General features: G+C 42.9%; 20 protein-coding genes. 1 reads left to right on the plus strand and 19 read right to left on the minus strand.

Features of this window, described 5'->3' with window-relative positions:
* Nucleotides 1-49 precede the first annotated feature (49 nt).
* From MKZ09_RS20540 to MKZ09_RS20610, 15 genes are all read right to left on the minus strand, one after another.
* On the minus strand, nucleotides 50-2260 hold the full coding sequence (locus MKZ09_RS20540; RefSeq protein ID WP_076201803.1) for an AraC family transcriptional regulator: 2211 nt from the start codon (nucleotides 2258-2260) through the stop codon (nucleotides 50-52).
* Nucleotides 2261-2485: 225 nt separating this feature from the next.
* Nucleotides 2486-3103 (minus strand): glycerol-3-phosphate acyltransferase, encoded by a 618-nt coding sequence (locus MKZ09_RS20545; RefSeq protein WP_076138515.1) that lies wholly within the window; start codon nucleotides 3101-3103, stop codon nucleotides 2486-2488.
* Nucleotides 3103-4194, minus strand: a complete 1092-nt coding sequence (locus MKZ09_RS20550; RefSeq protein ID WP_076138516.1) for a glycosyltransferase — start codon at nucleotides 4192-4194, stop codon at nucleotides 3103-3105. The genes MKZ09_RS20545 and MKZ09_RS20550 overlap by 1 nt, the downstream gene beginning before the upstream one ends.
* Before the next feature lie 65 nt (nucleotides 4195-4259).
* Complete coding sequence (locus MKZ09_RS20555) at nucleotides 4260-5462, minus strand: MFS transporter (RefSeq protein ID WP_076138517.1); 1203 nt, start codon at nucleotides 5460-5462, stop codon at nucleotides 4260-4262.
* A gap of 10 nt (nucleotides 5463-5472) precedes the next feature.
* On the minus strand, nucleotides 5473-6510 hold the full coding sequence (locus MKZ09_RS20560; RefSeq protein ID WP_076201800.1) for an ROK family transcriptional regulator: 1038 nt from the start codon (nucleotides 6508-6510) through the stop codon (nucleotides 5473-5475).
* Between the two features lie 186 nt (nucleotides 6511-6696).
* Nucleotides 6697-7212 carry a GNAT family N-acetyltransferase gene (locus MKZ09_RS20565; RefSeq protein ID WP_076138519.1) on the minus strand — a complete coding sequence of 172 codons (516 nt, stop codon included), beginning with the start codon at nucleotides 7210-7212 and terminating at the stop codon, nucleotides 6697-6699.
* Between the two features lie 2 nt (nucleotides 7213-7214).
* Nucleotides 7215-8417, minus strand: a complete 1203-nt coding sequence (locus MKZ09_RS20570) for a Gfo/Idh/MocA family protein (protein WP_076138520.1) — start codon at nucleotides 8415-8417, stop codon at nucleotides 7215-7217.
* The gene (locus tag MKZ09_RS20575) at nucleotides 8414-9274 is read right to left on the minus strand and encodes a metallophosphoesterase family protein (RefSeq protein WP_076138521.1); all 861 of its coding nucleotides are present in this window, start codon (nucleotides 9272-9274) and stop codon (nucleotides 8414-8416) included. The genes MKZ09_RS20570 and MKZ09_RS20575 overlap by 4 nt, the downstream gene beginning before the upstream one ends.
* A gap of 12 nt (nucleotides 9275-9286) precedes the next feature.
* Complete coding sequence (locus tag MKZ09_RS20580; protein ID WP_076201869.1) at nucleotides 9287-10123, minus strand: carbohydrate ABC transporter permease; 837 nt, start codon at nucleotides 10121-10123, stop codon at nucleotides 9287-9289.
* Nucleotides 10124-10207: 84 nt separating this feature from the next.
* Complete coding sequence (locus MKZ09_RS20585; protein ID WP_076201797.1) at nucleotides 10208-11098, minus strand: carbohydrate ABC transporter permease; 891 nt, start codon at nucleotides 11096-11098, stop codon at nucleotides 10208-10210.
* Nucleotides 11099-11201: 103 nt separating this feature from the next.
* Nucleotides 11202-12578: an ABC transporter substrate-binding protein gene (locus MKZ09_RS20590; RefSeq protein ID WP_076201794.1), complete on the minus strand. Its 1377-nt coding sequence runs from the start codon at nucleotides 12576-12578 to the stop codon at nucleotides 11202-11204.
* A gap of 33 nt (nucleotides 12579-12611) precedes the next feature.
* Nucleotides 12612-13499 carry a DUF6923 family protein gene (locus MKZ09_RS20595; protein ID WP_076201791.1) on the minus strand — a complete coding sequence of 296 codons (888 nt, stop codon included), beginning with the start codon at nucleotides 13497-13499 and terminating at the stop codon, nucleotides 12612-12614.
* A 138-nt stretch (nucleotides 13500-13637) separates the two neighbouring features.
* Entirely contained in the window at nucleotides 13638-14246 is a 609-nt protein-coding gene (locus MKZ09_RS20600; protein WP_179089511.1) for an AraC family transcriptional regulator, read from the minus strand.
* On the minus strand, nucleotides 14236-14493 hold the full coding sequence (locus MKZ09_RS20605) for a hypothetical protein (RefSeq protein ID WP_179089510.1): 258 nt from the start codon (nucleotides 14491-14493) through the stop codon (nucleotides 14236-14238). Before MKZ09_RS20605 ends, MKZ09_RS20600 begins: the two co-directional genes overlap by 11 nt.
* A gap of 185 nt (nucleotides 14494-14678) precedes the next feature.
* A complete protein-coding gene (locus MKZ09_RS20610; protein ID WP_076201864.1) occupies nucleotides 14679-16790 on the minus strand; it encodes a glycoside hydrolase family 52 protein in 2112 nt (703 codons plus the stop codon).
* A 173-nt stretch (nucleotides 16791-16963) separates the two neighbouring features.
* Between MKZ09_RS20610 and MKZ09_RS20615 the strand changes: the two genes are divergently transcribed.
* Complete coding sequence (locus tag MKZ09_RS20615; protein ID WP_076138526.1) at nucleotides 16964-17878, plus strand: helix-turn-helix domain-containing protein; 915 nt, start codon at nucleotides 16964-16966, stop codon at nucleotides 17876-17878.
* Between the two features lie 77 nt (nucleotides 17879-17955).
* On the opposite strand, the gene MKZ09_RS20620 is transcribed toward MKZ09_RS20615, so the two are convergent.
* The 4 genes from MKZ09_RS20620 to MKZ09_RS20635 form a co-directional block, all read right to left on the minus strand.
* Nucleotides 17956-18792 (minus strand): carbohydrate ABC transporter permease, encoded by an 837-nt coding sequence (locus MKZ09_RS20620; RefSeq protein WP_175619013.1) that lies wholly within the window; start codon nucleotides 18790-18792, stop codon nucleotides 17956-17958.
* A 1-nt stretch (nucleotide 18793) separates the two neighbouring features.
* Nucleotides 18794-19732 (minus strand): carbohydrate ABC transporter permease, encoded by a 939-nt coding sequence (locus MKZ09_RS20625; RefSeq protein WP_076129834.1) that lies wholly within the window; start codon nucleotides 19730-19732, stop codon nucleotides 18794-18796.
* Nucleotides 19733-19816: 84 nt separating this feature from the next.
* Nucleotides 19817-21166, minus strand: coding sequence for an ABC transporter substrate-binding protein (locus MKZ09_RS20630; RefSeq protein WP_076138527.1), 1350 nt, complete (start codon nucleotides 21164-21166; stop codon nucleotides 19817-19819).
* 203 nt (nucleotides 21167-21369) lie between these two features.
* The gene (locus MKZ09_RS20635; RefSeq protein ID WP_076201789.1) at nucleotides 21370-23151 is read right to left on the minus strand and encodes a cache domain-containing sensor histidine kinase; all 1782 of its coding nucleotides are present in this window, start codon (nucleotides 23149-23151) and stop codon (nucleotides 21370-21372) included.
* Between the last annotated feature and the right edge of the window lie 4 nt (nucleotides 23152-23155).

Consider the following 23155-nt stretch of genomic DNA (forward strand, 5'->3'; position numbering starts at 1 on the left):
GATTGCCTTTTCCACATGGATTAGAGAATTATGCACTTGAATGACTCGATTAGTTTGCATTGCCTGCGTTCCTATACTGGACCGGTGTAACTCCGTAACGTGTTTTGAATTTGTTGTGAAAATATTGCGGGTTACGATAACCCACCTGAGCAGAAATCTCAGCCACGGACAGCTGCTTATTTTCTCTTAATAAATCAGCCGCCTTTTCCAACCGCACTCGGGTTACATATTCAGTGAATGATTCATTCATAACGGTTCCGAACAAGGTAGAAATATACGAGGGCGCCAACGAAGCAACCTCAGATAATTTATTTAGCGATAAATCCTCTTGAATATTATCATCGATAAAGATTTTTAATTTATGAATGATCTCTGTATGTGCGTGATTACCTGACTCTTGAATATAAGCTGTAATTTGTGCTGATAAATCACGAATGGAATCAAGTGTTTCGGCCAACGTCTCCTTTTTGAACTCATCGAACAGACTGGAAGGTGAAACGATTTGTTGCAGATCAAGCTCAATAATGGTCTGATACAGGACCGTAACCAACTGAAGCAGGCCTAACTCAACCGTCTCCAATTGGACATCACCTTTCTCCATGACCCTCTGGAAATCATCCATAAACCTGTTCATCGTAACGTCATTGCCTGCCTTTAATGCATTTTTATAAAGATCAAAAGAGAATAAGTGTGGCGTAACATCATTAAGCGGGATATGTGAATACAGCACAATAGCTTCCGAACCATAGATAAACCGATATCGATAGGCATGTAAGGCATTTTGATACGAAAAGGGGATTTCTTCAGGTGCCTGAACCTTCGATCCAAGCGCCGCTCCAAAGTGTATTTGCTCGGGTAACCCATTTTTTATAAGCTCCAGCTCCTTCAATAATAAAAGCTCCAGCTCATCGTGATCCTTATTCAACTCACTGAAATAGATAAGCGCCGCTTCCTGGGTATTTAAGCTGACGAATTTATAAAAGCTATAGGCAGCATGCTGTTCATAAAAAGCCCTGAATTGCTCGCAATCTCCCTTGGTTATACGAATATAGCTAGTCATATAATGACATTGCAAAGGTAAATAATCGTAGTAATCCGAGCCAACGCCTGCACCTAATACCAGATTTTTTAGTTCATTCACTTTAGCTTTAGATTCTAAGGTTTCGATTTTTTGACCTAGCTTTGAGATAGTACTATCAATAATAGCGAACTCATTTTGCTCATAGTTTACGGTGCCTGGATGATAAAAGCTGCGAACATTGTTTACAAGCTTCTTCATCGGAACATATACACGTTTGGAAATCAAATAAGCGAATAGAAGCCCAATTAACAATACTAGAATACAGCTGACAAATATTTGACTCTTCAGCTGCTTTGATGAGGATACAAATGAATTCATAGGCCGTATTAATACGTATTTCCATTGATTATTCGAGGTTTGGTCATTTTTAAAAGACAACACATATTTGTCTCGTTTATTATAATGAATTTCCTTATTATTCCCCGCTGACTCCATCCATTGCTTAGCAGTCTTAAGCCCCTCTTCGACGTTCGAGCCCGTATGGATAATAGGGCTGCCCTTTTCATCAAAAGCATATAGCTTTTCCATCGGCGAGCTCATCGTGCTGGAAATCATTTTATTGATGTATTCTAAGCTAACGTCAATATACATAGTGCCGGTTGATGACTTTGATAAAGCACCATAGGGAAGGGCGATTGCGTAAGTCAATACCTCTTCTTCATCCGATAACGTTCTATAAGTCCAGCGGTTTAAGGCTGGTGTCACTGAAGTTTTCAAGAAGGAAGCATCTGGAGAATTGTCCAGCTTCGAATAAAATTGGCTGTTATCGATGATATAATTTCCTTTCTCGAAGTATGCGGATATTTTGTAAACGCCTTCATTAGTAAGCTTGAAAATTTCGAGATCCTTGCGAAAAGCTAATATTCTGCTCGTATTTCCTTCCCATTCACTGTCCAGTAAATAATTCAGCATAGACTGATTCTCTAACGACAAGGTAGACACTGCACGGTTGCGGATACTATTTTCGTATTTTTGCAGCAGCGTATTCTCCACAAAATCACTTGAAGTCATCAGTCGTTGCTTACTGTCTCTGGCAATCTCATCCACCATTAAGCGATTAGCCTGAACATACAGATAACTGCCCACAAGTCCGATTAAAACAACGGCTAATAATGTGAATGAAAAAATCAGATGGGTAAACCATGTGCCTCCATTTCTTAGTCTGCCGCCGATCTTCATCACAAGCCCCCCTTTAGTTCATAACCCTATCTCTGTAACTTTCTAAATTGAAAGCATTTATAATTAAAGATACTAAAATGCACCAACTTTAGCCATTATAAAATCTTCTGTTTAAAGATAACGCATCTTATAAAACCGAAAAAAAACAGGCTTCCCCGAAATTAATCGCTGGAAACCTGTTTATTAAACCTATACGAAACATCTATCACGATGAAGTAAGTAACTTCAATGCCCCCGCTCTCTTTTTAAATATTCCTTCACCCATGCAATCCATTCTAACCTGTGCGTATATACTAGGATCACAAAGCTCCCAAGCCATACCCACAGGATAGGAGCAGACCACTTACTGATGCACAAATAGACAAAAAGGAGCAGCATTCCGCTAACCACTTGCACACCATCCGAGACAGGTGAATTTCCTCTGCTTTTGTACCCGCTGCTGAGCACTTTCAACACTGCCAGGATGACTGCTAACGCTAAAGAGGCTTTGAATCCTGTCAACGCACTCCATACCCCAAAGGTTACAGCGATCGCCTTCCCTCCTTTTCCTTTAAGAAATGGGGAGAAGGCATGACCGGCAATAGGAGCTAAGGCTAGCGGAATAATGAAATAACCCTGACTATAATGACTTTCCATTACCCATAAAAGAGGCAGATATCCTTTTAAAAAATCCAACAACACCCCAAAAATTCCGAATTTATAGCCAGATGACTTCCATAGATTCAAAGCCCCCGGATTACCATCGCCTATGACCTTTAAATTCTTTTTACGCGCCAGCCCAAGCCAATAGGAAAACATAAGAGATCCCGACAAGAATAAACCCGCGACCCACAATATGATCATTAGTCCCTATGGCCTCCCACCTGGATTTGCCTTCCTTTCCAGCTTACATGCCTCAGAAAAACGACCTGATATATCGAATAAAGCATAATCAAGATAAAGAAAAGAGTAGCAACCACGTGAAATACTGGAATGACGATGCCAAAAACCCCTACATATTTAATAAAATAAAAGAGCTGGAACATATAAAGGAGATAACCAAAAAGTAACGGCAATCCCCAGGAAGTATTCGCAAAAATAAACACGGTTTCTGAGATGATGAGCCCGACCACCCAAAGTGCAATTGGAATAATCGTCCGCGGGCTTAACGTTGAGGTGCTTAAGACAGCCCCTTTACTGAAGCCTTCAATTTCACTTTTTATCCCCTTCGGATACATACGAAAAGATACTAAGCCATAACCGATAAAATTTCTAATGGGAACACCTGCCGCGATAAACTTCTCTCCTAAAGACAAATCATCCAGCACTTCAGATCTAATGCTTTGATGGCCATTAACCTTTTCATAATCCTGCCTTAAAGCTAGAATACACGAACCGTATAAACCTTTTTTGGCGTTATTCTTTTCAAAAACAGAGGTGAATGTGAAGATCCCCAGCATATTCATGATTAAGGCAAGTTTCTCAAACAGCTTTTCTGTATGATGAAAAGGAACTACCGAAATGACGCCTTTCGCTAGCTCCCTTGCTTTTAATAATGAGGCCAGAGCGTTAGGTTTTAACCGGATATCTGCATCCAGAAAAGCAAAAATATCGCCCGAGGCTTGTAAATACCCATTCCATACTGCCCAGCTCTTGCCCGTCCATCCCTCAGGGAGACTGCTGTTCGCAATAACCTTAACTCCATAGCTTTCGGCAATTTCCTTGGTCCGATCCTCTGAGAAGTCATCCACAACAATAATTTCATAGGGAGTAACGGTTTGGAGCTGGAGTGAGTCGAGCAGAAAACGCAGATTATATTCTTCATTTCTTGCGGGGATGATGATGGACAATTTCTCCGGTCCTTGAAAATGTTCGTGATCAGCGGCCAATATATTCTTTCTAAACAATATAAAACCGGAGAGACATCCAACACCTATAATAATTAACAACCACATTTACAGCTCCCCCCTCCTATAGCTATATATATGAAGGGTTAGTCCGTAATATATTCAATTCAAATTTAACCGACATTTACTTTTGCTGAGTATTGATTAAGCTTTTCTGTACACAAGAGCATAACGATGGCGAAAAAAACGATCATCGCAGGAAAAATACCGAGCGTGAATTTCGAAGCTAATAAGCCGATAAAAGGCGGCATCAGCGTGGTGCCGGTATAAGCAGTTGCCATCTGAAAGCCCATAATCGACTGAGCATGTTTCTTCCCGAATCGTACAGGGGTTTCATGTAGCATACACGGAAAAATGGGGGCTAACCCTAAACCTATGATCATAAATCCTACAAGTGAAACTATAGTTGGAAGCGGCAATACTAACAGCACCGTACCAATTAAAGCAATGAGCTGACCATATCGAATTAGCTGTTTATTACTCATTTTAAAAGTAATGAAACCCGTCACCATTCTACCAAAGGTAATCCCTAGATAAAAAAACGATACCCATGTCGCTGCAGTTGATGCAGGAATGTCTTTAATGTTTACAAGAAAGCTGCTCCCCCATAACCCCATACTCGTTTCGATGGCAGAATAAAATAAAAAGGTTAACATTGCTAGCTTTACCCCTCTTAATTTCCATGGTTTTGTGTTCTCTGCGACATGCTCTTGCTCCGGATGATTGAACTCAAGATCACTTTCAGCATGCTGGTGGTTATTACTCCCAGCCACTCTATCCCATAAAGGCAGTGTAACGAATAGAATAATAACTAAGCTCAATTGTATGTAAGCAACCGTAAGATAACCTTGCCGCCATAGCCCTTCTCCAGAGATAAAAGAGCCCATAATAATAGGACCCAGCGTGGCGCCCACTCCCCAGAAGCAGTGTAACCAACTCATATGATGGGCTTTATAGTGCGTAGCCACATAACTATTTAATCCGGCATCTACAGATCCCGCACCTAAACCGAGTGGAATTGCAGCAATAATTAACCAGACTAACGAAGGTGACCCTGCAAAACCAAACAACGCTACAGCTGTCATGATACAACTAATAAGAGTCACTTTCCCTGTACCAAAACGTTTAAGGATAACACCACTCATTAAACTGGAAACAATTGTCCCTACTGCAATAACCATCGAAAGAATTCCAGCCGTACCTAATGAAGCATTTAAGTCCATTCTCATCACTGGCCAAGCGGAGCCAAGCAATGAATCCGGCAATCCCAAGCTAATAAATGCTAAATAAATAATAATAAGAAAAAAAGTTGCCATAGTTATCTCCTTAATTGTTCTCATCTATTTGTTGTGAAACTAATAAGCCTAATCCAAGACTTTGTAATCCATTCAGATAATCACGCTTCAAGTGACTTACCGCTAACGCTGGAAGATGCTCCTTCGGAACGTATGTGGCACTTCGTTCATAGATTTGATTAAGCATGGCTGGAGCTAATTCATCCTCACAAAAAATAATATAATGCGGATTCAAAATAGAAGTCATAGTAGCCACTAATCGACTAATCGCATCCACACTATGATTCGATTGCATATTTGATCCACTAGAATCTTCAGTTAATGCCTCTATGAAATTTTTATGATCATACTGTGGCAAAAATTGAACTTCTCCTGAAAAAAACGTCTTTCCTCGCACGATTTCACCATTGACCGCGATCCCAGCCCCCGGACCATTTTTCCCTAAATACAGATACATTAGAGATATATTCTCTTTCAAATTTCGTTGCGTCATATAGCCGATTACAGCAGCATTCATATCATTTTCCACGATTGTCGGAATAGATAGTTGATCTTCTATGTGTCTTTTCAAATCTAAATTCTGATATTTCTCATAACCCGGAATCAGAAAAATCTGCCCATGATTCACCGCACCTGGAACTCCAATAGCCACAGAATGAATTTTAGGATTGGCCTTTTTTTCATCTTCAATAAGCATGACCAGTTTACTAACCTCTTCCTCAAGAATACTGGGCAAACTCCCTTCTTTGATTACCTCACCAATGCAATTATAGATGGTATAATTGGTTTCATTTTTTTCCAAAAAAATAGCCATCCCTAACCGATAATTCGGATTATAGGTGTATCTTATTGCCCTTCTTCCCCCACTTGACTCATCCAGACCGCTGACCGTTATTTCCCCTGCCTCTTCCATCTGCATTAGAAATTTACTTATCGTTGGGAAACTGTATTGCAATTTATGGCTTAACTCTGCCTTCGTTGCTTTTCCTAGTTCTAATAATGCTGTTCGAATATTTCGGATAATTTCAGATTTCATTTGCTGTGAAGGAAGTCGTTTCTCACTCGCCATGGCTCTCCCACCCTCTCACCTATAGTCATACTGACTTATTAAACGCGTTTAATAAGTCAGTATGACTATAGCAGCAATTAAACCAACCGACAAGTTAATTCTTGAATCAAGTTTCTTCCGTAGGTGCCAGAATGAAATAAGGAGGCGTATAGCCCCCCTAATCCCTAGCATTTATCATTATCAAAATCAAAGCCTTTGTAGGATTCGTTCCCACCTTCCAGGATGACTATCGTCTAAGTACACCGGCTGAAATCCTAATTTCAAATAAATACGGATGGCGGGCAGTCTGAAATCATCGGTTTCTAAAGAGGCTGCCGCTCCACCTGATTCTCTTATTTTGTGCAAAACAGCAAGACTTACAGCATAACCGAGACCTTTGCCAGAATATTCCGGAAGCACTCCAACCATATGCAAGTACCAGCTCTTATGGTCTCCACTGCTTAATTCCCAGGCCGTAGCTGTCGCTACAGGCTGATCCCCGCGGCAAATGAACAACAAGCGATCAGAATAAAACGGCACATGAGCACTGATTTTATCTGCAAATTTAACTTCTCTTGTAAAAGAATGACGGATAAGATCCTCCCAATTTCGCTCATCCTCCGGCTGGAAGGACGTAAGTTGATACCCGGCAGGACATTGAAAAGCAGGCAAGTCCGACAGTGTTTCTTTTTTCATTACAAGTTTGGAAAGCGCCTGTTCCACCGTCAAATTCTCACCTTCGATCTAAAATCAGGAAAAGCTACAACTTTCCCACCCATCTCTACTGATTCCATAGACAATGTAAACACAGAGCTCCAAGTAACGGCATCATATACGTCCACCGAAGGGGTTCGATCCTCCTGAATCGCGGAAATGAATTCTTCAAGCACCATAAAATCACCTCCGCCATGTTTCGTCCCAGCAGCGTATTCGCCCCATTTTTTCCATGTTGGATGATCATAAAGTGGCTGATAGCTGCTTAGCGGCTCCCACAATTCCTCTCCATCTTCTATATTTTTGGGCGAAAGATTCCTGAACCAGATCAAATCTTCTTCTTGCTGATGGCGGCCCGTATTATACGCCCCTTCAGTTCCTTGCAGCAAATAATGAGTTTTGTTATGAGGTCGTACAGAGCTCCAATCTACACGCAGCTCAATCAGTACACCCTTTTCCGTTTGGATGACCGCAACCGCACTGTCACCTTGCCGCCAGAAACCTTCACGCGCTGCCGGATGATCTTTTCCATAATGCTCTCCAAAATAATATTGTAAGGATCTTGATTTAGAAACAAAAGTCGAGATGCTTTTTAACCGATCTCCATCAGGCTTATTGAGATTAATCCATTGGGCAACTGGACCTATAGAATGCGTCGGATAATTGATCCCGTTATACTGCTGATGTAATTGCCCCCGCCAAGTCAGAGATCCATCCGGATGATGAGTCAAATGACGCAAATCATGGATATATCCCCCTTCCAGATAAGTGATTTCACCGAACATGCCTTGATCCGCCATATGTTTAATCGTCAGATTGGAGCGCGAGAAGCAGTAATTTTCAGACATCATATATTTAAGTCCAGTTTGTTCAACAGTTTCGATAAGCTCCCAAGCTTCCTCTAAAGATTGGATCGAAATCACTTCGCTTAGGACATGCTTACCCGCTTTTAAAGCATCAATAGATTGTCTGGCATGCAAATGCATGGGGCTTAAGATAAACACCGCATCGATTGCCGAATCTTTTAACATTTCATGATAATCCCGATATGTTCGGATGTCCGGAAATTTCTCTTTCCATTGATTAAGAACCCACTCATTCAAGTCACAAGTGGCGGTCAGATGTATCCGATCCGATAGAGAGTATAGTGCATTCATAAAACTGGCTCCGCGATTCCCGCCTACGATAGCTAATCTTACTGGCTGGCGATTCATTGCTGGTCCACCTGCTTTCTGTCCCTTTGAAGTCGATTAATGATCAGTTCCTGATCTCTCGCCTCCCCTTCAGCCTGCGGATATTTTTCATAATCAAAAATGCTGAAGGTAAATAATGAAGACCATTTACTCAATTGCTCACTCGCCAGACTCACCATTTCTAACCGGATCTCATCTTCAAGCACAGTGAGAATTCGAGCAGCAGGAATATCCAGAATGGAGGCCGTTTGAATGAAATGCCAGTTGTCTTGTCTAACGATGGAATGTACGTGATTATGGCCGTTAAAATAAAAACCCACACCTTGCCACTGCTTCAATATCGGCCAAATATCCAAGCTGGGATCCAGTGACATCATCGGTTCGGTTGATCTAGCGGTCGTATTATACAGGGGATGATGGCCAAAGACGAATAGTGGCTTATCTGTAGTCCGCTTCATTTGTGCTTCGAGCCAGGCTAGCTGTTCATCATCAAGTGTTCCGCTCCAATCGTCACGATTTTCCCGTGCGGTATCCAGCAAAATAATGATCGCATTCGTCTCTTCAATAACACTGTATCGCTGCTGCCGGGTGACGGAAAGGATTTCTTGCTTAGGATAAGTGTACGTATCATGATTGCCAAGAACATGTAGAAACCGCCTAGGATACTTGCTGTCCTTAATCTTACCCAGAATATAATTAAATTCGCTAAATTCTCCTGCATGCACCATATCTCCTACAGAAATATGATAATCGGCTGGGATGGACAAAAACAGATTCATAAATTGCTCATAAAAAGCATCTCGTGCTTCTTTAATCAAAACCTTGTTGTTTAACAATTCATCCGGATAATGTAAGTCTCCGATAATCGCCAGCCTCATAAATGCCTCCTTCTAACCTTTAATGCCAGAGCTCATAAAACTACCTATCACTTGCCGCTGGAACAATAAAAATCCAATTATTAACGGTGCCGAGACAATCAACGTAGCCGCGCAGACATCAGACCACTGTGCACCCGATTCCGTGGCTTTTGCGAACATCGCCAATCCTACAGTTAACAAGCGATTTTCTTCTGAATTGGTTACAATTAACGGCCACAAGAAATCATTCCAATGAAAGCTGACCGACACGATGGCAAAGGACACATAAATCGGGCGTGACAGTGGAACATAGATTCTGAAAAGAATATGCAGCCGTGAGGCGCCTTCCACCCGGGCAGCTTCATCGAGCTCATAGGGTAATTGCTTAAAGGATTGTCTTAAGAGAAACACTCCAAAGGAGGAAGCAAAGTAAGGCAGCATAATCCCTAGCTTGGTATCCAGCAGACCCATTTCATTCAACACCTGATAGTTCGAAAAGATAAGAACATCCGGCGGCACCATAATTTGCACCAAAAATAACAGGAATAGCAGATCTTTTCCGAAGAAACGTACCCGCGCGAACGCATAAGCAGCCATCGTCATCGTAACCAGCTGCACAGCAAGAACAACACCGCACACCAGCAATGTATTCATTAAAAACCGTCCAAAAGGTGCTCCATTCCAGACATGAATCAGATTCTCAAACGTCCAGCTCCAAGACCAGCCCGAACCGATAGCAACGTCTTTGGGTAAAAAGGCCGTTCTGACCACCCATAGGAAGGGAATGATCCAGACCGCGGCAAAAGTAAATCCAACCGCATGCCACAGTATCTGCTGGATTCGGCGCTTCGTTTTTTCTGAGTTCAACATGCGCTCCTCTTCTATAGCTTTACGTGTATTCTGCCTTAATACTAAGGGCAGCTTTAATGGATTATCCTCCACGGATTCCACCTCCTATTCATAATGAATTTTCCGATCCCAGCCAAAAAACTGCAAAGAGGAAATCAGAAGCAACAGCACAATCATGATTACCGTCATCGATGCAGCCATTCCTTGATCGTAGAAATTAAAGGTTGTCTCGTAGATATAATAAAGCAACAGGTTGCTTGCATTGTTCGGGCCGCCTTTTGTCATAATCCAGAGATGGTCAACCAGCTTAAAGGAATTCGTTATCGCCACAACAGCCACGAACAATGTAGTCGGCATCGTGAGTGGAATTGTGATTCTACGAATGGAAGTAAACGTACCGACTCCGCTTACAGCAGCCGCTTCATATAAATCCTTAGGAATCTGCTGCATTCCTGCTAAATAAAAAATCATAAAATATCCGGCTTCTTTCCAAATCATCATGATCACTAATGCGCCCATCACCGTATCAGGTGTTCCCAGTAAATTCACAGGCTGATCTGCGATCCAAGAAGCCAATCTGGCGAAAAGCCCAAAATGAGGGGTATACAGAAACAACCAAATGTTCGCCACCGCGATCATTGGGATCATATTCGGATAAAAAAAGGAAAGACGTGCCAGTCCCCGCCCTTTTATCGCCTTGTCGGCAAACAGTGCCATCAAGAAAGCCAAAACTATTGAGGTTGGTACTGTACCAAGGGCGAACCATATATTATTACTGAACACCTTCAAAAAAACATGGTCATGCAATAGATTAGCGTAATTGTCAAAACCTACGAACAAAGGCTCAGGAGTCGCTAAGTTTTTCTCATAAAAGCTGAGCCAAAGGGATTTAAACATAGGGTAATAAGTAAACAAGCAAAGAAAGAGCAGCGAAGGCAACACAAGTCCCCAGCCGAATCCGTTTCGTCTAAGCCTCTCAGTCCATCCGGCATCCATACCATTCAATCCTTCCCTGTTAAAGGTTGTTACGATTATTGAATAAAGGAATGACGCCAGAACAAGTTACCAGTCTGTTCTGGCGTAACCTATACCTTAATAATTACTTATTGAAGGGAGCTAATGCCTGATCTGCTTCTGCTTGCGCTTTTTTGAGCGCACCCGCTGCATCAATCTCTCCTGCCAATGCCGCTTGAATCTGATTCGTTATTACCGTCGATACTTTACCATGATTATGAGTGGATAATTCCCGGAAAGCATATTCCAGCTGGTCTCTTGCAACCAATGCTTGCGGGAAATCCGCCGTATATTTCTTCATTGCATCTGTATCATAAGCGGACTTTCTTACGCCAACATAACCGGATGAGCTGCTGAAGAGGGCCGCCTGTTCCGAAGCCGTCATGTATTTGGCGAATTCCCAAGCTGCTGCTTGTTTTTCAGGAGATGTGTCCTTGAAAATATACAGATTGCCGCCACCAGTGGGTGATCCATATTGCTTTTGTGCAGGTGGGAACGCTACACCGAATTCAAATTTCGCATTATTTTTTACGTTGGTTAAGTTGCCGCTTGTATGCATCATCATGGCTGTTTTACCTTGAATGAAATCCGTTGGAACCGTGGCCCAATCAATAACACCTTCCGGCATCGCCTTATATTTATGGGACAAATCCAACCAGAATTGCAATGCCTCCACATTCTCCGGTGTATCAAACATCGCTTTTTTGCCATCGGAGGACATTATGTTTTGCTTCGGATCAGACGCATTTTGCCGAGCAAGCATTTGAAACATCCAATACGAATCATCATTGCCCGGAATTTCCAGCCCCACGTGACCGTCTTTGTTCAGCTTCTCAGCATAAGTTACAAGCTCATCCCATGTAGTTGGTGGCTTCTCTGGATCAAGTCCTGCGGCTTTGAACATTTCTTTGTTGTAATACATAACAATCGTGCTTCGCTGAAAGGGCAGGCTGTACGTTTTACCTTCAGACTGAGTATCCTCCACAAAGGCGGGATAAAAGTCTTCCATTTGAATGTCCTTGTCCTTCGCAATATAATCATCCAGCGGAATAATCGCATTCATATCGAGCATGCTGTATAGCTCTGTTGACATCATGACCGCTACATCCGGTGGCTGCTTAGCTTGTACACCCGCTTGAATTTTTACTGTATTATCACCGTAATTGCCTGTGTACACGGGATTAACTTTAATCTCTGGGTGCTGTTCCATGAATGTATTAGCCATCCCATCGATTACTTTAGTAAGAGGACCACCCACATTAACCGGATAATAAAATGTAATCTCCACCGGTTTAGTAGCTGGAGTCTCGGTGGATTCAGGAGTTGCTGCGATTGCTGTAGGCTGAGCGTTATTAGCTTCCGCTTTGGCTTCAACTGAACTGTTATTAGCTTGACCGCAGCCCGCTACTGCCAGCATAGAAACGGATAATAACGTTAGAATGGTTTTGGATTGCTTTAGCATTTCTGTTAGCCCCTTTTTTCGCTTGGATTTGAATTAGAATGCATAATGGCGAAAGTTCACACTAATACGATTTGAGCCTACATCAAGAATATGAAGCTGTGCACCATCTGCGGTGGGCAATACAGCAATTCCTTGAGCTTCAGTACCACTAGGCAGATTGCGATCAAAGGCCACAGATACGTTTCCAGTCTCCGGATCAATCTGGTAAACCGTTTGGGTCGCGTTATCCGTAGAGGCATATAGAACACCGTTGTACACTTCGGCACCTTGAATTCGATCAATGCTTTGGGAAAGTGGAACGGTTGTGATTACATGCATATCGTCGAGGCTAAGCACATTCAAGACGCTGGCATTACTCCACTGAGCTGTATAAACCTGACCGCGAGCGGCATCCACCGCTACCCATGGTACACCGCCAATATGCAAATTCAGCGGCAAAGCATAGGATGTGCCCGTATATTTCAAAGTGTTCACATCATAAAGGGCGATGTAAGGATGCTGATAGTTTTTGCCGTCTTCAATAGGAGCGTATATTTTACCGTTATAGTAGGAAATATCACCGATATGGTCTCCACCTTGGGAAGCAATCTCCAGAGGAATAGCCAATTCATTCCGTGCTTTTACGGATTTGCCATCAAGTCCAGTCCGCAAGAGTCCGTACGAGGAACTAAAGATCCAAGAATTTCCGTCTGTAGCCACCCCTTGTCCTCTTTCAAGAGCATCAAGTAACCAAAAGGTTTGCTTGGATACTTCATGCCATCCAGCAGTGATCCCTGAAGCTGAAGTTGACTCTGCACTGGATTCTACCTCGGTGTTTACTAGGTTATCCGGTCCGACAGGTGTGGCAGATGCTACTAAAGATAAAGAACTGGTCGTAAGTACCCCCGCGCAAATCAGACTGAATAATCTTTTTAATCTCATGTTTTCTCTCCTCCTAATAAGGTTGTAGTCCGGCATTTGTTCGCCTTACTTCAACCTTATTATAGAAGCTGGCTCCAGCTCACTAATTGAACAAAACACTTCATTCCTTGAATAAAACTCTCATTTACAAGAATAAAATTAATAAACCATATGATTAGGCTTGGAGGAGCTTTGATTCGCATACAGCTTTGGGGTTAGGCCGGTTTCTCGTTTGAACAATCTAGTAAAATGTCCTTGATCGGCGAAACCCACCTGAGATGCAATTTCCTTCAACCCAATTTTCCCGGAACGAATAAGAAATTTAGAGCGTTCGATTCGCAGCCGGATTAAATAGTTATGGGGGGTATATCCTGTCTGTTGTTTAAAAATCCGAATAAAATGTGATTGGCTCATATTAGCCATAGTTGCGAGATCAGTCAGTTGAATCTCATCTTCCAACCGTTCACGCATAAATTGGATGACCTGAAATATCTCTTGGTTGGCGGGAGTTTTACTATTTGAGTGCTGGGGGATCACAGAAGAATAGTGTTGTAACAAGTGAATAATTAACATATTCGATAAAGAGTCGCTGTATATTTTCCCTTTGGCACCGCCATTCTGCAATTCCTCTAGCATCCAAAGCCCTAATTGCAGCAGCTTGGAATCCTTCACATGAAATTTGCGGTCCAATTGGATATGGCCTTCCTTCAGATAACCTGATTCACGAGCAATCTCTTCGATGACCGCTGGTGTAATTTCAATTTTCAAAAAAATAGAGCGAGGTTCTGCCCCAAGGGCAAAGAAGGCTCTCATTACAAGGGGTAATATGAATGGTGTAATAGTTTTCGTAGTAGGCTGTGCAGTGAATCCCAATTAAATATTTTGACTCCGAGGACGGGGTGAAAGCTTGCTGCGGACTATACCATTGTGAAACCTGAAGCTTATCCCAACCATAAGTATCGCTTGCAAGAACAGGCTGGGTAGCGGTAAAGGACGATTCTTCCATTTCTCTCATATTTCATCCCCCTTTTCCCCTCAATATAACAAGCCTATATACGCTCCGCGTCAATGAGCTGTAAAAGCTATATTAATTTCCTCTCAGATTCGAAAGTTTTATACGTCGAAACAGCAAAAAAGAGGGGTAGCCCCCCTCTTAGTATTTTTGCATATTCCGTTTCTACTTATTGAAATTATCTACTCTTATTTCTCATCCAACCACAAAATCGCTGTAACGCCACGCGGATAATATTTACTGCCTGTGATCTCACCGGAAATAATCTGATCGCTCCAGCTCCAAATCGACAACTCCGGATGGGTAAGCCAAGCTACGTGAGCACGATCCGCTGCCGCTCCACGTTCCTCCCATTCCAGTCCCAGAATGCAACGAGCGATGAATTGTGAGAGATAGATTTTACTGAGCCAGCTATTATTGCTGGTTGAAGAGATTTTCCAGCCTCCGTCTTCGAATAAACACACTCCCGGCTGTAATACCGCATGCAGGTGCTTGTCGAGTGCACCAATATAGGCGGCGAACCGCCCATTACGATCAAGTGCTTCCTTGCAGCCTGTAAAGTAAGGGAACACAAGGCCTTCGATAGCCGGAATGATCTTGGAGTCATTGCCTTCTCCAATGACAGCCGGAATATACCCGTCTGCTGTAACACTTGCCACCATTGTTGCGGCGCATTTTTCAGCCTGATCACCTGCTGTTTTGGACTGTTCCGCACGCCCATGCTCTGCAAATATTTTCTCCATAGCCAAGTAAGCAGCCCAGCATTTTCCTGCCAGATAAATATTGTTACGAGCCTGACCTAAAGACACATCCAGACTGTCATACGTAGTAATTTCTGCTCCGCCCATCGTACGTGAGCTATCAAGCCCCATGACACCATTTCTTTGTTCAGGATCTGGATGATCGCGATTTACCATGCTATCCAGGCATTTCTCCATAATACTGAGATTACGTTCCATCCAGCCCCGGTCGCCTGTATGCTCTACATAAGTTGCTGCACTCAGCACCCAGTTAACCAATTGTTCATGTGTCATATGTGAGAAACAACCATCAATGCCATAGACCTCATAAGCAGAATATCCCGGGCGTGAAACTACATTGGCTACCCCCATATCATGTGTGAAGCTAATTCCACCTGGATACTCTGTATCCTCACCCGGGAAACGCACCGTATCTTCGTAGCTGAATCTTTCCACGAACATATCTAGTTCATTACGTACCGTCCAAGGATTAAAACGCAGCTCATAAAATAACTGATCGACGGTAAGATCAAAGGTATTCATCATCCGGTATTCGCCTTCGTTGACGATCCAAAATGGCTTATTCTTGTAGTCCAGTAATTGCGTGGAGCCGTAATAACTACGAATCGCATGCGCTAACATAAAGGTTTGATCTGCGGATAGGTCATCATGAGTAAATCTATCGTTAGCTTGCTCCGCTTCTTGCTTAAGGATATCAAATCTGGATAATGCATATTCAGCCACTGCCTCTATATTGTTGAAATAATGATTGTAGTAATAGGAAGCATCAATGCCTGAGGTGACATAACCTGAACGGTGAAAACAAATAGCAAAACGGTAAGTTTCTTTTACTCCGGCTGGAACATCCATGATCAAAGCGCCGACGCGCCCCAGTCCAAAGGTCCAATTCTCCTGCAGCTCCTCCGTTAGAATATCCTCCATCGTGAAATGCAGTGCGGACTTTGCAGTTCCTTTTTCCGCAGCAATCGCAATAAATCTTCCTTGGCCAACGCCTGTAATCTCCGATGATACATCATCCAGTCTTCTCATTCCGCTATACACATCTGTTCCCTGAAAACCAAAGAATGCACGGCGCGAGGTGGCGGATGAGGTGTTGTCCACTTCGAGTTCAACCAGCACTGCAGGCAGCAGCACATCCTTCATTTCTTCTATAGAGGCAGTTTCTGGATCCGGTACAGAACGAACGGGGGACAGAATCCGGAAGGTCAAATCACCCGCACTCCAGCTGTCTGTGGTTACATGAAAATCTCTGGAAATCTCACGCTCTTGAAAAGGGAACAGAATATTCTCCTTGTCAGGATTAGGATCCGGATTCTCAATATCATAACGTTTACTTTCGTCCTCTCCCCCGATTTCATGAAATGGCAGGGTATCATATCCCTTTCCGTCAGCACGTTCTAATCCTATGAATATATTTTGTCTAGGTGGTTTTCCAATCTCCAGATCGAAACCTCCACTAGCTCCTTTGAATCCTAAAGTGAAACTCGCAAATGCACCAATCGGTGAATGATGGGCATTAAAAAATTGATTATGCGCCATAAATAATAACACTCCTTCCAGCATGGTCCCGGATACCTCCGGGCTATATCTCCATGTTATCGATCTTTCCGGAAGTACAACAGGGTTAAAGCCTTCTTTTATTTGGGCAAATCAAACATCGATAAAAACCTATGTTATAATGAAGCCAAACTTTACAGTAAAAGAGGATTGAAATGATCTCGAATGATCCCGCTTTTCATAATTCTATTGATGGCCAGATGTCTCCAGACATCCAAGCGGCTTTCCATATCTTCGCCGCGCATTGGAGAAAAGTAAATCCGGATTGGCAATATCCCGTACACACTCATCCCATGTTTGAGATTAACGTTGTACTGCAGGGTGAGCAACATATGACGGTCGGCAATAAATCTTTTATCCAGCAAAGCGGTGATATTTTGTTTATTCGTCCCGGTGTAGAACATAGCAGCCTCGGTTCGAATGCTAGTCGTGACATGACTTATTACTGCCTGCATTTCGATATTGATGATCTGATTTTACGGCGAGCTTTACTAACAGCAGACGCTGTTAGTCTAAGTGGGAATACCCCGGAGCTGCGAGCCATTCGTTCCGCTCTAGATGTAATCATAAATTCTTCCATCCTGTCAGAGTCAAAGGACACACACAGAAATCGCCTGATTACATTGCATGCTTCGCTGCAACTTCTAACCGCACTCAGCGGCTGGGTACTTTCGGAAATGCCCCTCCTGGCAGATACAGAAGCTACGGAAAATACCGTCGCCTTAGCCAACGCCATCGAAGGATTGCTGCAGGAATCTGTCGCCTCCGCTGCAAGCACAGGCGAAAGAGGCGGCGGTATTGAGCACATTGCGGCAAAACTCGGATACAGTACAACTCACTGCAATCGTGTTTTCCACCAAATTTATGGCATGTCGCCAAGACAATATTTATCCCGCTTGATCATTCGTCACGCCAAACTGCTGCTAATGGATAATAGTCTATCTGTCGAATCGGTCGCCCACCGGCTAGGATACCGGGATGTGTCCCATTTCAGCAAGCAATTCAAACGCTGGACAGGTCTCCCGCCAATGGGCTACCGCCGTTTAACCGCGAATCCAAATACGCTTTAGTGATTGTTTCGCTTACAAAAAAAGGGATGTACCCTGCAGCCCACTAAGTGGTTACAGGATATATCCCTTTTTATGAATTAACCCTTCGTTGCACCAGACGCAATCCCCTTAACAAAATACTTCTGCAAGGCAATAAACACAATCAGCACAGGCACAACCGACATTGCTGTTCCTGCAAAAATCATATCCCAACGTGAGGAGAATTCTCCGATATAACGGTAAATTTCCACGACCATAGTTTTAGCCTGTCCTGAAGGCAATACCAGCATCGGCATCAGGAAATCGTTCCAGATTCCAAGTCCGTTTAAGACCACCATACTGGCTGTGACGGGTCCTAGCAGCGGGAAAACAATTTTCCAGAATATCGCATAACGAGAACATCCGTCGATCTCCGCCGCTTCTTCAATTTCTCTAGGAATGCCTTTGACAAAGCTTGTATACAGCAGGCATCCGAAGCCCACCGCACCGGCTACATAAATTAGAATTGGACCGGCAAGGCTGCCGTATAACCCCAGCATTCTAAGCTCTTTAAATAGAGGAATCATATACGCCTGAAAAGGGATCATCATTCCTGCTAAAAAATAAACGAACATGAACCGAGTCCATCTGGCATTTCTGCGTTCAATTGCGTAGCCCGCCATCGGAATAATCAAGACCTGTGCCGCAATAGAAAATGCTGTCAAAATCAGACTATTCAGAATAGCCCGTGGAAACTCTGTTTCGGTTAACAGATATTTGAAGCTGTCCAGATAAAGGGTTTTCGGAAAAGCGATGGCATCCTTCATAATCTCTGCATTACTCTTGAAGGCTGACATTAAATTAAAGAATATAGGAAAGAAAAAGATAATAGCTACTAATAATGTAACAATGAAAAGTGCGATTTGCCCAACTCTTTTACGTGTCTGCATCGTCATTTTAGAGCTGCACCTCCCGCTTCTGGAGAACCTTCACTTGGAAGACTGTAATGATGAGTATGATTAAGAACAAGACCATCGCCAGTGCAGTACCAAAACCTTGTCTTAATTCACCAAACCCGACTTTATAAATAATATAAGTTAATGTCTCCGTCTCAAAGCCCGGACCACCATCGGTCATGACGGCAATCTGATCAAAAATCTTCAAGGCGCTGATCATCGATAATACCATACATACTGTCATTGACCCCGCAAGCAGCGGAAAGGTAATATGCCGAAACTGTTGCCAGCCCCCTGCTCCATCAATACTGGCCGCCTCATTCAATTCCTGCGGAATACCTTGCAATCCAGCGAGATAAATGATCATATAATAACCCGCGCCTTTCCAAACGGTAGACAAAATAATCGACAGCATTGCATATTTAGGATTGCCCAACCAATCCACAATCCAGGTTCCAAGCCCAACAGACTCCAGAATCTGATTAAATACACCAAAGTTGTAATTCAGGATCATCGCCCAGACGAAACCCATTACGATCCCACTAAGCAACGTAGGGAAATAAAATACACTTCTGAATAAATTCCGGAACCAGCGTACCTTATCGACCATCATAGCCATTGCAATTGCTGCAATATTCTCTAAAACAACAAGTGAAATGGTCATGATCATCGTATTTTTCAGTGCGTTATGCACCCTTGGACTATTCCAGATTTCCACAAAGTTAGCGAAGCCGATATACCTTACGTTGTCGCTAATGCCATCCCATGAGGTGAAGCTTAAATAGACACTGCCCACTGTAGGGACGATAACGAACAAGGTGTACAAAATAAATGATGGTAATATGAACAGCAGAGCGTAGGACTGCCATTTTTTCTTTTTCTTTTTGTGCTGCACAGTGCCTATCAATGACTTGTCAGCATTTACTGCGGATGTAGCCATGGCTACTCTCCCTCCCTTCAAAGACCGCGCTTGTTAAAAAGAGAACCTCTGCAGCAGCAGAGGTTCCTCGATCAGGCGCTGCTCTTACATCTGATTAGCTTTCACTTGGTTGTCATACTCTGTATCCGCATCTTTCATGTACTTCGCTACATCTCCATCTTTTACCACGAGATCCTGCAACAGCTTGTAGTACCAGTTACGGAACTGTGGAGGGATCAAATTGTCTCCCCACCAGTTATTGATCGCCAACGATTTCACTACATTCGGGTCAGCAATAAGATCCAAAGCCACTTGCATTTGTTCACTTGTGTCATAGGTTACTTTCTCTTTTGTTGAAGGAATCGCATTTATGGTTGCTAAATAGTTCGAATACTGTTCTGGGGCGAAGAAGAAACGGATAAAGTCTTTAATGGCTTCTGTTTTGTCTGCATCCTTAGCGGCTTCAGCCGATAAAGACCAGCCTGCTGGTGACGGAAGACCAATGACATTGATTTTCCCTTTACGGTCAGGAAGAGCATAGAAGCCAAATTCAAAGTTCGGGTCTGCTTCAGCGATTTGTGTAAACATCCACGTACCGGAGTACAATTGTGCTGCTTTGCCCGAAACAAGAATCGAAGCGGTCTGATTGTCGCCCGTGCTGAGCCAACCTTTATCAACATAATTCTTGAACAATTCTTTGAAGTCCGTTATGCCTTGAACTACATTAGCATCCGTGAAGCTGACCGTTTTAGCGGTACGTTTGGAGTTCCAATCTGCATCTTTCGAGTAGACCTCATCAATCAGGAATTTATTAACCCAGAAGCCCATATGGAAAATATCTTTTCCGCCTACTACAATCGGAGTAATGCCCGATGTTTTCAATTTTTCTTGGATGGCGATGAATTCGTCATAGGTTTTTGGAAGCTCGGTGATCCCTGCATCCGCATATGCTTTTTTGCTGTAGATAATTCCTTGGGGAGCGTTCACTTGCAGCGGTGCATTCCACACCTTACCATCCACTTGTGGAGGGGCTTCGAACAAATCTAGCAGATCGGAAGGCAGCTCTACAATCTTACCCGCATCGGCAAAAACTTCTGTATCCCGCATTTCCACCAGGTCCGGGAATTCACCCACAGCATCCTTTGTTTTCAGCCAGTCAAGATAGGCAGCGGATGAAGTTTCGCTTAAATCTTTAATAGTGACATTCGGATTAGCTTCAGTAAATTTTTTGACCGTATCTGAGATAGCTTTTTTGGTGGCCGGATCTCCGGAGGCGTAACCTATCGTAAAGCTAACCTCTTTTTTGGTCTCTTGCGGTGTATTTGAAGGCGTCTCGGATGCTGGCGTATTAGTTGCCTTACTTCCTGCATTATTATTATTTCCACCGCAAGCAGTCAAAACTGTTGTTGTGGCGAGTAACAATACGGATAGTTTCATCATTGTTTTTTTGTACATAGCATAATAGCCTCCCCTTTTAGTGAACCGTGGAAACTGAAGCAAGATGTGCGCATCATCTCTCGAAAGCGTTTCCGTTGCTAATAGAATAGCATTCCTTATAAATAGTTAGAATGAACTTTTTTAAGCGGGATATGCGGTGAATTTAAGAAGTAAGTAAAAAAAGAACGAAAGACCGCAGTCTTCCGTTCATCGTCCATCCTTTACGCATTCTCTGAATCTGAGATTTTATACGGGTCCTCTACTATCGGAAGCAACAATAGAATCGATGTCCCAATATGCTCCCGGCTGCTGATAGATACCCCGTATTCTGCACCGTACACAGTACGAATTCGTTCATGTACATTTTTTAGTCCAACATTTTTGCTAGGCGAACTAGGCTCTTCCAAGTTTTCAGTCAACTGCTGTACCTTTTCCTTGCTCATACCGATTCCATCATCATAGATCGTAACCAACAGCATTTCATCTTTCTTTTCCATCGTCAATCCAACTGTCCCTCTGCCTTGACTGCGCAAGCCATGCTGGATAGCATTTTCAACTATCGGCTGAAGTGACAATTTCAGAATGTACCAGTTCAGATCCACTTCGGGTGAGAGATCGACAACAAGCTCAAATTTATTCTCATACCGCACAGAGATAATATAGAAATAATCCCGTAGATGCTCCAGCTCCTGTCGTATGCTTACCCTATCCTCTCCATAGTCGATTACATATTTCAACTGGTTAGAGAGCGATAAAATCATATCTGCGACCTCATCATTATCTTTATCCACCGCATTCATTCGAATGACTTCCAGGGTGTTGTATAAATAATGCGGACGAATCTGACTTTTCAGAGCATTTAACTCCGTTTGCTTCTGCTTGATCTGGGCAACGTAAGCTTCATCGATATAGGCTTGTAAACGCTCGACCATTCGGTTAAAACCATGACTAAGTCTACCCATTTCATCATTGCTGTTCACGACCATCTGGGTATCCAAATTACCGGATTCTACGATAGCCATTTGCTTAATTAAGTTCCGAATCGGAGCAGCCAGCCGCCTAGAGAACCAGACGCCCATGATGATCATTGCAATCGCACAAATAAACATCGCTATAAACACCGTCGTACGGGCTGAAAAAAGCTGATCGAATAAATTCGCCCGATGAATTCTGGCAGTCACCGTGCCTTTAAGAAAAAAAATCTCTTCACTGAGAACGATCATCTCCTCGTCCTTTTTAGCCCGAAAAGCCTCTCCATTCGTTGACCTTGTCTCATTCGTGAAATATACATTTCCGTCCCCATCCAGCAGAAATAATTCATCCTGTCCCCCCAGATTTAATTCTCTGAAGAACTGATTAAATAACGAAACATCCACGTCCATAAACAAAGTCCCGACAATCTTGGGATCTTTGGTGACACGCCCAGAAATATCAATTAAAGTACGGCCGATAGTGAACACACTGCGCTTTGAACCTGTGTAATATTCTTCGGAATGGGTAGGGAAAATTGCCACTTGTGAAGGGTTTGGAGCCATTTTAGTTAACCACTCTTGATAAGGCAGCAAATCAAAATTGACCCCTCTGTTTTCTTTTTCCTGATAGTAGAGCTTATCGTCTGACGCCCTATGAAAATAAACACTGGTGATGTAGGAATCACTGTAGAGAACTGTTTTTAGAAAGGTTTCAATAGGAATCGTATTGATCTGCTCCAGCTCATTTACATTATAGGTTTGATTCTGCGAATAACTCTCGATAAAACCTTCATATCGCCCTGTATACATCAGCTTAGAGACCTCATTGTACTGATTGAAGGCAGAATTCAGGTTATAGCTCATATATAGAACCATTTGCTGCAAATTACTTGTAGTGTAACGCTCGACATATCCAGAAAAAGTCTGTACAGAAATGTAACTAAGTGCAAAAAGCGGAATTAAGCCGACTAATAAAAAGGAAGCGGAGAATTTAACAAATATACTTTTGGATCTTCGGCCCCAGATAAACATGAAT

The organism is Paenibacillus sp. FSL R5-0908 (genome assembly GCF_038006245.1).
In the GTDB taxonomy this organism is placed as follows: domain Bacteria; phylum Bacillota; class Bacilli; order Paenibacillales; family Paenibacillaceae; genus Paenibacillus_AQ; species Paenibacillus_AQ odorifer.

What these genes read in the sequence shown, in the direction of transcription:
- MKZ09_RS20630 (WP_076138527.1), bottom strand. Translation starts at nt 21,166, where the DNA reads ATGTACAAAAAAACAATGATGAAACTATCCGTATTGTTACTCGCCACA.
- MKZ09_RS20635 (WP_076201789.1), bottom strand. Translation starts at nt 23,151, where the DNA reads ATGTTTATCTGGGGCCGAAGATCCAAAAGTATATTTGTTAAATTCTCC.
- MKZ09_RS20580 (WP_076201869.1), bottom strand. Translation starts at nt 10,123, where the DNA reads ATGTTGAACTCAGAAAAAACGAAGCGCCGAATCCAGCAGATACTGTGG.
- MKZ09_RS20575 (WP_076138521.1), bottom strand. Translation starts at nt 9,274, where the DNA reads ATGAGGCTGGCGATTATCGGAGACTTACATTATCCGGATGAATTGTTA.
- MKZ09_RS20595 (WP_076201791.1), bottom strand. Translation starts at nt 13,499, where the DNA reads ATGAGATTAAAAAGATTATTCAGTCTGATTTGCGCGGGGGTACTTACG.
- MKZ09_RS20590 (WP_076201794.1), bottom strand. Translation starts at nt 12,578, where the DNA reads ATGCTAAAGCAATCCAAAACCATTCTAACGTTATTATCCGTTTCTATG.
- MKZ09_RS20545 (WP_076138515.1), bottom strand. Translation starts at nt 3,103, where the DNA reads ATGATCATATTGTGGGTCGCGGGTTTATTCTTGTCGGGATCTCTTATG.
- MKZ09_RS20615 (WP_076138526.1), top strand. Translation starts at nt 16,964, where the DNA reads ATGATCTCGAATGATCCCGCTTTTCATAATTCTATTGATGGCCAGATG.
- MKZ09_RS20555 (WP_076138517.1), bottom strand. Translation starts at nt 5,462, where the DNA reads ATGGCAACTTTTTTTCTTATTATTATTTATTTAGCATTTATTAGCTTG.
- MKZ09_RS20605 (WP_179089510.1), bottom strand. Translation starts at nt 14,493, where the DNA reads ATGAGAGAAATGGAAGAATCGTCCTTTACCGCTACCCAGCCTGTTCTT.
- MKZ09_RS20560 (WP_076201800.1), bottom strand. Translation starts at nt 6,510, where the DNA reads ATGGCGAGTGAGAAACGACTTCCTTCACAGCAAATGAAATCTGAAATT.
- MKZ09_RS20570 (WP_076138520.1), bottom strand. Translation starts at nt 8,417, where the DNA reads ATGAATCGCCAGCCAGTAAGATTAGCTATCGTAGGCGGGAATCGCGGA.
- MKZ09_RS20625 (WP_076129834.1), bottom strand. Translation starts at nt 19,732, where the DNA reads ATGGCTACATCCGCAGTAAATGCTGACAAGTCATTGATAGGCACTGTG.
- MKZ09_RS20540 (WP_076201803.1), bottom strand. Translation starts at nt 2,260, where the DNA reads ATGAAGATCGGCGGCAGACTAAGAAATGGAGGCACATGGTTTACCCAT.
- MKZ09_RS20585 (WP_076201797.1), bottom strand. Translation starts at nt 11,098, where the DNA reads ATGGATGCCGGATGGACTGAGAGGCTTAGACGAAACGGATTCGGCTGG.
- MKZ09_RS20550 (WP_076138516.1), bottom strand. Translation starts at nt 4,194, where the DNA reads ATGTGGTTGTTAATTATTATAGGTGTTGGATGTCTCTCCGGTTTTATA.
- MKZ09_RS20610 (WP_076201864.1), bottom strand. Translation starts at nt 16,790, where the DNA reads ATGGCGCATAATCAATTTTTTAATGCCCATCATTCACCGATTGGTGCA.
- MKZ09_RS20620 (WP_175619013.1), bottom strand. Translation starts at nt 18,792, where the DNA reads ATGACGATGCAGACACGTAAAAGAGTTGGGCAAATCGCACTTTTCATT.